Source organism: Flavobacterium stagni, assembly GCF_004122105.1.
Classification (GTDB): domain Bacteria; phylum Bacteroidota; class Bacteroidia; order Flavobacteriales; family Flavobacteriaceae; genus Flavobacterium; species Flavobacterium stagni.
In genome coordinates, this window is record NZ_SBKN01000001.1 from 447895 (window position 1) to 460050 (window position 12156).

Below are 12156 nucleotides of genomic sequence, written 5' to 3' on the forward strand. Positions count from 1 at the left end.
GGACAAAATTATACAAAAAGGAGTTGGTTTGGAAAGACAACCCTACCAAAAAAGGGATGTCTACCACCATGAAAACGATGTAGTTGGAAAACTTCTTTATTTCTTTCTAAACTTCAGGTCGGCAACGCTATCCAACTCGCGCTTGAGCGGACGCATTAACTCCTTGAATCGGGGAAGATTTCGACCTTCCATGGGTTGTGCATTGGGTAAAGAAATGCGTAAGGGATCCACTTGTACACCATTTTTCCAAAAACGGTAACACACGTGCGGACCTGTAGCCAAACCTGTACTTCCCACTTTTCCAATAACATCGCCTTGTTTCACGTGTTGACCCCGTCGAACGAGGATACGCGACATGTGTAAATATTGGGTGGAATAGGTGCGGTCGTGTTTGACTTTGACAAAATTTCCATTACCGGCAGTGTACCCTGCTTGCTCTACAACACCCGTTGCGGTGGTCATGATGGGCGTTCCTGTAGGCGCGGCGTAATCGGTTCCATTATGGGCTTTCCAACGCAATTGTACAGGGTGGAAACGGCTTCGCGAAAAGCGTGAGGTAATGTGAATGTATTTCAATGGCGCTTTTAAGAAAAAGTTTTTCAACGCTTTTCCATTTTCATCGTAATAGTCGATGCGCCCTTTGCGCTCTTGCTGGAAAGGAAACGCATAAATTTTGCTGCCTTTGTATTCAAAAAAGGCACAACGCAAACTGTCGACACCGTCAAATATCGTGTCGTTGATATAACGTTCGGTAAAACTTACGGCAAACTTGTCTCCTTTTTTCAGTTTAAAGAAGTCAATCGACCAGGCATACACTTTTAAAAGTTTGTTGGAAAGCGAAGGATCAACTTTCATATTGCGGAGGGTTGACGATAACGAACCGTCCAATTCACCGGCAATGGTTTTGGTTTTAAAAGTTAACGGGCGCGATTTTTTATGACCAACAATGGAATCCGTTAAATCCACCAAGTAGTAATCGATACGATTGGGTTGGTAGATTAAATATTGCAATTTGTGGTATTTATCTTTGGATCGAAGGCAAATATACGGGCGCATGAAGCGAACGGATGTAGGCATTGAATCCTTGATTTTTGCGATAATTTCGGCCGCTTTATGATTTCCTAAATTTTGTTTTTTTAGAATACGTTCGAAAGTATCCTGACTGCGAATGGTATCAAATTGCACATTGTAATCATCGAAATTGAATCCGAAATCAACAATGGGTTTACGGGGCTCCATGGGTTCAATGACATAATCTTCCTGTGCGTCTTTACAAGAAAAAAGCAACAAGAACAAGCACAAAGCGCCGGTAATTTTAAGCAGTCGTCGTATCATATTAGCAATCCTCTCCCCAGTGTTTTAGTTCGTCTTCCGACCACAATTCGGGGAAGAAAATACGGCGTTGGTATTTGGGGTGCATGTATTTTTTCCAGTCGCTTCCGCCTGTGGCTTCCCCTGAACCTTGTCCGCTTTCAATATATTTTTTGGCGGCATTGTAATGACCCATTACCCAAGTAATGTTCACGGTGCGGTCATAATGACGCATGGCAGCAACCAATTCAGGATGGGCTTGGTCTTCTGCAGGTAATTGTTTGAATTTTTGCCAAATATTGATGGTGTTGTATTCTTCCATAAAACGGAGGAATTCTGCATCGTATTTATCTTCAAAAGCTTGAATGAGATAGTTTTTTTGGCCCGTTTTATGATCTTTTCCAGCCGCTTGCCAATACAAATGTTCGAGGGCATGACGGTAAGGCGTATTGCGATCGATAGTCGCTCGGAATCGATAGTCAATCAAATTAATTAAATCTGTGGATGCAAATTCAATTTTACGGTATTGCGCACTTTGGAAACCGCTGGCTGGAGTGAGTGTATTGCGGAATTTCATGTATTGCTCCACTTCCATTCCATCACGCATGATGTCAAAAGACGTCGTTAACATGTCAAAATACCGACTGATGCGACGTAGTTTTTCCGTGAAAAAGTCGGTAGTTAATGTTGTAGCATGACATACTTGATTAATTTCCCACAGAATCATTTTGAACAACAATTCATTGACTTGATGGTACATGATAAAGACCATTTCGTCGGGTAAAAGGGTGCGTTGTATTTGTAAATTTAACAAAGCATCCGTTTGGATATAATCCCAATAGGTAATGGGTTTGGACCATAATAGGCCTTCCAAATGGGTGTCTGTATTTTGATTCATGCCTTGAAACTTTTCTTCTAAGGCATTGATTAGTTCGTTTGTTGTTTCCGAAATCATTTTTTTACTTTAATTTCAAAAGGATTTGCCAATCCTTTAAAGGCGTCCAAATCCGCTTTAATCGAACCCACCATGAGGCTGGCTTTAATTCGGATGGGAACTTTGTTATCATCACTGGAAATCCATACCGTTAAACTTTCTTCTTCTTTAAAAACCCGTCCTTTTTGAACTAGAGGTCTAAAAATCATACACGGTACAGTTCCAAATTTAGTATCTAAATCTTCTCTCCCAATAAATTTGAGTTTGAATTTCGTCGTTTCATCGTCAAAAAACATATCTACATTAATGGATTCCCCAACTTTCAATTTATCCACATTGGGATGATTGCGCAGGTAATAAAAGGTAGACACGATGTCTTGAACGTTTTCAGGTGTTGTAAAGGTGTTATTGGTATTGTTTTTATAATCCTTTACTAAGATGGTGTTTTTATCTTGATTAAAAAAACCTTCTTGATTTTTGGTATAGCCACCTTCGTCAATTTTTCGTACAAATTGATAGGGTTTTCCCGTTACTTTATCAAAATAGGATTCATAATTATCCTCTACTTTAAAAAACAAACGCGACATACCTGTGTTGTAACCTTTCCCTATTGCATGAAAGACTTTACGGTTGTTTCGAACGGCTTCTTTTACTTCTAACGTAGCGTAACCAGCAGTAACAAAACCGTAATGAACCCTAAATTTAAACCATTCCCCAACATCAAAAGCAGAGGACTTTTGGGCATCAAATGCTACAGTAAAAAACAATAATCCGAGGAGCAATATCTTTTTCATCATAAACTTATTTGTTTTTTACGGCTTACAATTATTGTTCCAAAAGTAAAAAAACAAAAAAACCCAGCCAAAATAGACTGGGTTTTTATGCTATTAACCAACCAAAAAACTATAAATTATGAAAAACTTATTACTTTCGAAAGACATCCCTGCCTTTCTAGTTTTTTTCTGTGGCAAATGTAGGGTGATTTTTGAATAATTACAGTAAAAAAACTGACTTTAACAAATAATTATCAAAAAACACTAGACTACAACGTTGTATTTTGGAAATAATGCAATAAAAACCCAAATATTACAGTGTTCCTCTTAACGCTTGCTCGCGTTCAATGGATTCAAACAACGCTTTGAAGTTTCCTGCACCGAAGCCTTTAGCACCCATTCGCTGAATAATTTCATAAAATAAGGTCGGACGGTCTTCAACAGGTTTGGTGAAGATTTGCAACAAATACCCTTCTTCATCAGCATCGACAAGGATAGAAAGCTTTTGCAACTCTTTGATATCTTCTTTCATGATTTTCATGTGCTCACCCAAACGCGCCGGAATTTCGTCGTAATACGCTTGAGGTGGCGGGGGTAAAAACTCTACGCCACGCGCTTTCAAAGCAGCTACTGTTTTGATGATATCATCCGTAGCGACAGCAATGTGTTGCACGCCTGGCCCTTCATAAAAATCCAAATATTCTTCGATTTGTGATTTCTTTTTTCCTTCTGCAGGTTCGTTAATAGGAAATTTGATACGTCCATTTCCGTTGGACATTACCTTACTCATCAACGCTGAATATTCGGTGTGGATTTGGGTATCATCAAATGATAAGAAATTTTCAAAACCCATCACTTGTTCGTACCAAGAAACCCATTGGTTCATCTCGCCCCAACCCACATTTCCTACCATGTGATCGATATATTTCAATCCGACAGGCTCTGGGTTATAATCCGAGTTCCATGCTTTATAGCCAGGTAAAAAAGTTCCGTTGTAGTTTTTACGCTCCACAAACATGTGAACGGTTTCGCCGTAGGTGTAAATACCTGCACGAACAACTTCCCCATTTTCGTCTTTTTCTACAGTAGGCTCCATAAAGGATTTGGCACCGCGCTTCGTCGTTTCTTCCCAAGCCGAACGGGCATCTTCTACCCATAAAGCCACAACTTTTACACCGTCACCATGCTTGCGCAAATGATCGTTAATGGGCGAATTGCTGTTCAAAGGTGTCGTTAAAACCAAGCGAATTTTATCTTGTTTCAACACATAACTCACCTCATCACGCGAACCCGTTTCTAAACCTTTGTAAGCATGCGATTGAAAACCAAACGCGGTTTTATAATAATGTGCGGATTGCTTGGCATTTCCCACATAAAATTCGACATAATCTGTTCCTAATAAGGGAAGGAAATCTTGTGCGCCTTGAAAGATTTTTTCAAGACCGTATTCTACATTTTTTATTTCTTTTGACATGATTTAATTTTTTTAAAGTTTGACTTCTACAGAGTCTTCCACAATTGAATCTTGACTTTTTTCTTGATACAACGCGTCGTCTTCTTTCGTATCCATAGCAGTAGTGTCAATCGTAATGGTCACATTTTTAGAATTCTGTTTTTCCAATTCTTTTCGAAATTTTTCAAATATATCCGATTGGAAAAACAACATACCTACCGCAAAAACCAGAATTAAGAGTCCGTTCAAAATAGTACTTACTATACACAGTAATCTTGCAATCCCCACATTAGAGCGACTATTACTACTGAATACTTCTGGGTTGATTTCGTATTCTTTGATGCTTTTATGTGCCATTACCCAACCCACAATAGCTAGGGCCAATGAAACGGGCAATAACAATCCGCAACAACAGACAAAAAACAAAATGAACAAGCTTATAATTCCGAGAATAAGCGCCGTTGGATCAGATGAAAGTTTACTTTTATACATATTATTTTTCAGGTTCTAACCAAGATTGGAAATAACGGTCGTCCGCAATTTGCATCGCTGCTTCCGTGACCATTAATGGCTTAAAGGTATCGACCATGACGGCCAATTCTAAGGTTTCTTTTTTACCGATGCTACGTTCAACAGCACCAGGGTGCGGACCGTGCGGAATCCCCGCTGGGTGCAAGGAAATATGTCCGGCCTCAATATCGTTCCGACTCATAAAATCGCCATCTACATAATACAATACCTCATCGGCATCAATATTACTATGATTGTACGGAGCAGGAATAGATTGCGGATGGTAATCATACAAACGCGGCACAAAGGAACAAATCACAAAAGCATCCGTTTCAAAGGTTTGGTGTACCGGCGGTGGTAAGTGAATACGACCGGTCATCGGTTCAAAGTCGTGAATCGAAAAGGCATACGGATAGTTATACCCATCATACCCAACCACATCAAAAGGATGGGTGGCATAAATCATATCAAAAATCTCGTCTTTCTTTTTGATTTTGATTAAAAATTCCCCTTTTTCATCATAGGTTTCTATCTCGTAAGGTTTGCGGATATCACGTTCACAAAAAGGCGCATGTTCCAATAATTGTCCAAACCAGTTGCGGTATTGTTTTGGGGTATAAACTGGACGATGCGACTCCACAATAAACAAGCGATTGTCCGTGGTGTCGAAATCCATTTTATAAATCATACCGCGTGGAATTACCAAATAATCCCCGTATTTAAAATCCAAATTACCCAACATGGTGCGTAATTTACCCGAACCTTTATGAATAAAAATCACCTCATCCGAATCGGTATTTTTATAAAAATAATCGGTCGTGGATTGGCGGGGAGCAGCCAAAACGATGTGACAATCGGAATTGGTTAAAACGATTTTCCGACTTTCCAAAAAATCATCTTGGGGTTGAACCTCAAACCCACGCAAACGGTAGGATTGAATATTGTTGGCCTTGGCAATCGTAGGCGCAACACTGTATTGTCGGCGAATTTCTTTGACTTGTGTCGGGCGGTGCACATGATACATATTGGAATACATTCCATCAAAACCGATGGTTCCAAACAACTGTTCGTAGTACAAATCACCGTTGGGCTTGCGAAACTGAATGTGTCGCTTGTGGGGGATTTCCCCTAATTTATGATAAATCGGCATACTTTCAATTTTTTGTGTTAAACAAAGGACGAATGTCCATTAAACCAAAATTGAAACTTCCTCATTCAGGATTTCTCTTGATGAGGAATTTGAGATGGGACAATAAATCCTTCCAGCCTTTCATATAAACAAATATCGAAAAAAAAATCCAAACTCTTTCGAATTTGGATTTTGAAGTTTTATTCGGGTAAATTGTTCAAATTGGATTTTCGCTTACCGTATACAAAGTACACGATGATTCCTAATGTACCCCAAACAATGAAGGCTTTCCAAGTATCAATGCGCACAAAATACATTAAGAATAAATTGAACAATACGCCTAATGTTCCTACTAAATAAACCGCTGGCGTTCGGTAGGGACGTTCCAATTCAGGTTTTTTGTAACGTAAAATCATTACCGCAATACAAACCATAGCAAAGGCCAATAAGGTTCCCATCGAACACATTTCTGATACTTTATCAATGGGTGTAAAAGCCGCTACTAAAGAGATAATACCTCCAACTAAGAACGTACTTTTATGGGGTGTTTTGAATTTTGGATGTAAGGTTTTAAAGAAACCTGGTAACAATCCGTCTTTGGCCATACCTAAGAAAATACGAGTTTGACCTAACATCATCACCAACATCACACTCGTTAAACCAGCTGTTGCTGCAAGCGTGATGATAAATACCGCCCAACTGATTCCGTTTTCACTAAACGCAGAAGCCACAGGAGCGGATTTGTCCAACATATCGTATTTCACCATACCCGTTAACACCAACGACACTAAAATGTACAATACCGTACAAATCACAAGTGAAGCTACAATGGCAAACGGCACGTCTTTCTTCGGATTAATTGCTTCACCCGCTTGGGTCGAAACCGCATCAAAGCCTATATAAGCAAAGAACACAATCGTTGCTGCCGTTAACACACCGCCGTAACCAAAACTGATCTTCTCAACGCCATCAATCATTACAGATTTTGCTTCTGGAATAAATGGCTGCCAGTTTTCTGTTTTGATATAAAATGCTCCGACAATAATCACAAATAACACTACAGCAATCTTAATGATTACAATAATATTATTCGTTTTAGCCGCTTCTTTAATCCCTTTCACTAGAATCCATGTTACCACCCAAGTGATTAAAAAGGCGGGAAGGTTAAACGCAAAAGAAGGTGCTTCTTCCCCTAATTTCGCTGCTTTTTCAGTAGCTGTTGCCAAATCGTTACAGAGCCAAAGCGGAAAATCAATACCAAAGAGATGGAGCAACTTGACAAAATATCCACTCCAAGCCACGGCGACTGTGGTGGCACCCATCATGTATTCCAAAATCAGGTTCCACCCGATAAACCAGGCGAAAATTTCACCCACTGTTCCATACGCATAGGCATACGCTGAACCTTCTACAGGTAATACCGAAGCAAATTCGGCATAGCACAAGGAAGCAAATAAACAACCGATTCCGGCAATTACAAAGGATAAAGCTAAAGCAGGTCCCGCATAATCATGGGCAGCAATTCCGGTAAGTGTAAAAATTCCACCTCCAATGATCGCCCCAATTCCCAATGAAGTTAGTCCCCACTTGGTCAATACACGGTTCAAATCACTTTTCTTCATATCGGCTTCAAAAGCGGATACGGGTTTTAATCTCCAAATTGACATATATTTCTGTTTTGGTTATGTTATAGTTCCCAAATATAAAGTTTTTACGGAAAAAAATACAACGATTGGCTCGTTAGAACCAAAATCCTACACTAAACCAGAAAAAGCCCTTAGGTTTTTCAGGCGACCACGTGTATTTGGCCTCAATCGGACCCAATACGGTTTCCAATCCATAACCCACTGCGTAGCCCGATAATTTGGGTTTGGAAAACCAATCGCCCGTTTCAAAAAGTTTGTCGGCTAAATTGGCATAATTGGCAGAGAAATTAAGATGGTTTTTCTTGTAAAATTCTACATCTACCGTGGCAACCGATTTGATATAACTATCCGCGGCAGCACCTACAAAGTCATAACCGTAGAAATGACGGAAGTTATTAATCGTATAAAAACCGTAACCGCCCAATACGAAATCCAAGAAATGGGTATTATTCGATCCCATCGTGATGCCCGCTTCAGAAACTAAGCGCAAGTTAAAATACTTGTAAAAGGTTCGAGTAATGCCCGCTTCCCCTTTCACAACTGTAAAACGATTGAAATTATTCGTATAATCCGAAGAATACAAATACGAATTGACTTCACCGTTAAAAAACCAACCTTTTTTAGGAAAATATTTGTTGTCAAACGAATCGTATTTCATGTAGCCAAACACACTCAAATAATCGCTGTTTTCAAAATATTGCTTAGTGTTTTCTAAGGTTTGGGATTTGATTTTAAGCAATTTCCATTCTAATCCGCCACCCAACAAAAACTTTTGCGCAAAGATGGTTTGCAAATAGGCTTGATTGGAAAAATCGGAATAATCGACATTCAACGAACTAATCCCTTCTTGACTAAAAAATGACCCATTACTGAAATCGGTCTCAACGTTTCTATTGAATTGATAATACCTCGATTTGAGTCCGAAACTAAAATAAAACCCATTATCAATATAATAATCCAAATTGTAGCGAAACTTATCCCCCAATCCAAAATCGACCGACAACACATCGTTTCTAAAAATGGTTTTCTTTTGGGTAAAATTCACCACAGCCGCACTTTTATAGAGTCCGTCATAGTGCAAGCCAAAGCGCAAAAAGGTTTTGTTATTGCTTTCGGTCAATTTCATTTCCAATTCATCGCCATCATTAAATTTATTGATTTGGAAAAGAATCGAACTGAAGTTGCCCGTTGCCGTTAATTTATTAATCCCTTTTTTCAAATCGTCGTAACTGATTTTGGTCCCCTGTTTGAAACCCAACTTTCCGATGATATAGGCTCGGGTATAATTTTTAATCGAATTAATCGAAATCCGATCGATTTGCAAACTGTCTTTATGAACCGCTATTTCTTGCGCAACATAATCTTTACTGCGAAGTTTTTTGAAATCATTCCAAAAATTACGCGCGGCATCTTCGCCTCGCTTTATAATTTCCGGTCCTTTTTCAAAAGAAATCACATTGTAATCTTTGATATCGGGTTTGATGTAGTAATCGGTCAATTTTTGTTTGGACTTCATACTTTCAATCATTTCCATATTGGAAATCTGAACCAAAATACGCGTCGCCTCTTTTAAATTTTCTTTGGTTTGCAAATCATCTTGCACATCTACTCCTATGATAATTTCCGCACCCATCTTTCGCAATTCTTCCACAGGATAATTGTTGGTAACTCCCCCATCAATCAAGAGTTTTCCATCAATAGTAACGGGTGAAAATAAACTCGGAAAGGCCGAACTCGCTAACAACGCCTCGGGAAGATAGCCATTTCTCAACACCACTTGCTCGCCGGTTTCGATATTGGTGGCTACACATACAAAAGGTATCGGCAGTTGATTAAAATCCCGCACATAGCGGACTTTATGCGTGAGTTTGGTCAATAAATTGTAATTGTATAAGCCCCGCGACAAGGCAATAGGTACCCCGATCGTCAATTTGTCAAACGGTAACGTTAACGCGTACATTTCATCGTTCCGTTTTTCATAAAAACTCTTGGAATCCCTCGGAATATAATCGCTTAATAATTCGTCAAAATTGGTGTTGGTAAAAATAGAATCAATTTGTTTGGCGCTGTATCCCGTGGCATACAAACTTCCAATCACTGCCCCCATGCTGGTTCCACCGATATAATCGATCTTTACACCCGCTTCTTCCAAAACTTTTAATACCCCAATGTGGGCAAACCCTTTGGCACCGCCGCCACTCAAAACCAAACCTATTTTGGGTCGTTTTATCGTGTCTTGAGCTTGGGAAAAGGAAGTGGTTAACAACAACAATAGCACGAAAATCCCCAAACGGTTGATTGAGAAAAAGGAACTTCGGCGTGTATTAATTGTGTTCAAGTGAGTTGTTGTTCTGAATTGTGGTGTAAAATTCGTAAATTTTTTTGGCTTTCGACGGTCCGATGACGTCAGAAATTTCACTTTCTGAGGCTTCTTTCAATCTTTTAACACTTTTGAAATGCTTAATTAACGTTTGCATCGTTTTTTCACCTATACCCGGAATGGTTTCTATACTCGTTTGCAATGCCGACTTACTGCGTTTATCTCGGTGGAACGTAATCCCAAAACGGTGGGCTTCGTTGCGTAAAAACTGGATGACTTTTAGGGTTTCCGACTTTTTATCCAAATACAACGGCACCGAATCGCCCGGATAAAACAATTCTTCCAAGCGTTTGGCAATTCCGATAATGGCAATTTTACCGCGTAAATCCAAGGCTTCCAAACTTTTTAAGGCCGACGACAATTGCCCTTTTCCCCCATCAATAATAATCAATTGGGGCAGTGGCTGATTTTCATCCAACAAGCGTTTATAGCGTCTATACACCACTTCTTCCATCGTCGCAAAATCATTGGGCCCTTCTACCGTTTTCACATTAAAATGTCGGTAATCCTTTTTACTCGGTTTGCCATCTTTAAACACCACACAGGCCGAAACGGGATTGGTTCCTTGAATGTTCGAGTTGTCAAAACATTCGATATGTCGCGGCTCAACCGACAAACGCAAATCTTTTTGCATCTGCGCCATAATGCGGTTGGTATGCCGCTCGGGATCCACAATTTGGATTTGCTTCAATTGCTCCAAGCGATGGTACTTGGCATTGCGCTGCGACAACTCCAAAATCTGCTTCTTGTCGCCCAATTGGGGTACCGTCACCTTGATTTTATCCCCCAAATCCATCTCAAACGGCACAACGATTTCTTTGGAGGTCAAATGAAAACGCTCGCGCAATTCGATCACTGCCAATTCCAACAGTTCTTGATCGGTTTCATCCAATTTCTTTTTGAGTTCTAAGGTGTGTGAACGAATAATCGCGCCATGAGCAATCTGCAAAAAGTTGACAAACGCCATACTTTCATCCGAAACAATCGAAAACACATCAATGTTGGAAATTTTCGGATTCAAAACCGTCGATCGCGCTTGGTAATTCTCCAATGCCTCGATTTTCTCTTTCATTTTTTGGGCTTCCTCAAACTGCATTTCGGCGGCAAACTCCTGCATTTTCTTCTTAAAATCGCGCAAACTGTCTTTGAAATTTCCTTTTAAAATTTCGCGAATCGCCGCCACTTGTTCCAAATAATGCGCCTCCGACTCCAAACCTTCACACGGCCCTTTGCAATTGCCAATGTGGTATTCCAAACAGACTTTAAACTTACCGCTCTTGATGTTGGCTGGTTTTAAATCCAACTGGCACGTGCGCAACGGATACAATTCTTTGATCATATCCAAAATGGTATGCACCACTTTAAAATTGGTATACGGCCCAAAATATTCCGAACCGTCTTTGATCATTCTTCGCGTCGAAAATACCCGCGGATAGGGTTCGCGCTTGATACAAATCCACGGATAACTCTTGTCGTCTTTCAACAACACATTGTACCGCGGTTGTAATTTTTTAATCAAATTGTTCTCCAACAGCAGCGCATCGGCTTCCGTCGCCACCACAATATGTCGAATCTCATGAATCTTGCGCACCAACACATTTGTCTTGGCATTGTCGTGCACTTTATTGAAATACGACGACACCCGTTTTTTCAAATTCTTGGCCTTTCCCACATACAAAATCTTCCCCTCGGCATCAAAATACTGATACACGCCAGGATTGTCGGGCAAGGTTTGCAATTGAAGTTCCAAAGAAGGAGAAAGCGCCATCGAATTCTTTTTTACAAAAATACACAGAAGATGAACGGAAAATGATGCAATTTTAATTTTTATGCAGCAGACGCTGACCGCCCGAATCCAGTACCTTCCGGCTATCCGCTATAGTCCCGATGGAATCGGGAGCTGCCGCTTCTATCCGGGCTGAAATCCAGTGCCTTTTTCAAAACGCGTAATCCGTTGCAGCATTGAACAAGTACTTTTTCACCTGACTTTTATCATAGTTCGATCCTGACCATTCCGCTA

At 40.1% G+C, this 12156-nt stretch carries 9 protein-coding genes; all 9 read right to left on the reverse strand.

The window, feature by feature from the left end; all coding sequences use genetic code 11:
* Positions 1-96: 96 nt before the first annotated feature.
* Positions 97-1335, reverse strand: a complete 1239-nt coding sequence (locus EQG61_RS01960) for a peptidoglycan DD-metalloendopeptidase family protein (protein WP_129460205.1) — start codon at positions 1333-1335, stop codon at positions 97-99.
* Position 1336: 1 nt separating this feature from the next.
* Positions 1337-2266: a tryptophan 2,3-dioxygenase family protein gene (locus EQG61_RS01965; protein ID WP_129460206.1), complete on the reverse strand. Its 930-nt coding sequence runs from the start codon at positions 2264-2266 to the stop codon at positions 1337-1339.
* Positions 2263-3039 (reverse strand): DUF3108 domain-containing protein, encoded by a 777-nt coding sequence (locus EQG61_RS01970; protein WP_129460207.1) that lies wholly within the window; start codon positions 3037-3039, stop codon positions 2263-2265. Before EQG61_RS01970 ends, EQG61_RS01965 begins: the two co-directional genes overlap by 4 nt.
* A gap of 292 nt (positions 3040-3331) precedes the next feature.
* The gene (gene hppD / locus EQG61_RS01975; RefSeq protein WP_129460208.1) at positions 3332-4492 is read right to left on the reverse strand and encodes a 4-hydroxyphenylpyruvate dioxygenase; all 1161 of its coding nucleotides are present in this window, start codon (positions 4490-4492) and stop codon (positions 3332-3334) included.
* A gap of 12 nt (positions 4493-4504) precedes the next feature.
* Positions 4505-4963 (reverse strand): hypothetical protein, encoded by a 459-nt coding sequence (locus EQG61_RS01980; protein ID WP_129460209.1) that lies wholly within the window; start codon positions 4961-4963, stop codon positions 4505-4507.
* A gap of 1 nt (position 4964) precedes the next feature.
* Positions 4965-6131 (reverse strand): homogentisate 1,2-dioxygenase, encoded by a 1167-nt coding sequence (locus tag EQG61_RS01985; RefSeq protein WP_129460210.1) that lies wholly within the window; start codon positions 6129-6131, stop codon positions 4965-4967.
* 179 nt (positions 6132-6310) lie between these two features.
* A complete protein-coding gene (locus EQG61_RS01990; RefSeq protein WP_129460211.1) occupies positions 6311-7777 on the reverse strand; it encodes an amino acid permease in 1467 nt (488 codons plus the stop codon).
* A 73-nt stretch (positions 7778-7850) separates the two neighbouring features.
* Positions 7851-10094 (reverse strand): patatin-like phospholipase family protein, encoded by a 2244-nt coding sequence (locus tag EQG61_RS01995; protein WP_129460212.1) that lies wholly within the window; start codon positions 10092-10094, stop codon positions 7851-7853.
* A complete protein-coding gene (gene uvrC / locus EQG61_RS02000) occupies positions 10081-11904 on the reverse strand; it encodes an excinuclease ABC subunit UvrC (RefSeq protein WP_129460213.1) in 1824 nt (607 codons plus the stop codon). Before uvrC ends, EQG61_RS01995 begins: the two co-directional genes overlap by 14 nt.
* Positions 11905-12156 lie beyond the last annotated feature (252 nt).

What these genes read in the sequence shown, in the direction of transcription:
- EQG61_RS01960 (WP_129460205.1), bottom strand. Translation starts at nt 1,335, where the DNA reads ATGATACGACGACTGCTTAAAATTACCGGCGCTTTGTGCTTGTTCTTG.
- EQG61_RS01965 (WP_129460206.1), bottom strand. Translation starts at nt 2,266, where the DNA reads ATGATTTCGGAAACAACAAACGAACTAATCAATGCCTTAGAAGAAAAG.
- EQG61_RS01970 (WP_129460207.1), bottom strand. Translation starts at nt 3,039, where the DNA reads ATGAAAAAGATATTGCTCCTCGGATTATTGTTTTTTACTGTAGCATTT.
- hppD (WP_129460208.1), bottom strand. Translation starts at nt 4,492, where the DNA reads ATGTCAAAAGAAATAAAAAATGTAGAATACGGTCTTGAAAAAATCTTT.
- EQG61_RS01980 (WP_129460209.1), bottom strand. Translation starts at nt 4,963, where the DNA reads ATGTATAAAAGTAAACTTTCATCTGATCCAACGGCGCTTATTCTCGGA.
- EQG61_RS01985 (WP_129460210.1), bottom strand. Translation starts at nt 6,131, where the DNA reads ATGCCGATTTATCATAAATTAGGGGAAATCCCCCACAAGCGACACATT.
- EQG61_RS01990 (WP_129460211.1), bottom strand. Translation starts at nt 7,777, where the DNA reads ATGTCAATTTGGAGATTAAAACCCGTATCCGCTTTTGAAGCCGATATG.
- uvrC (WP_129460213.1), bottom strand. Translation starts at nt 11,904, where the DNA reads ATGGCGCTTTCTCCTTCTTTGGAACTTCAATTGCAAACCTTGCCCGAC.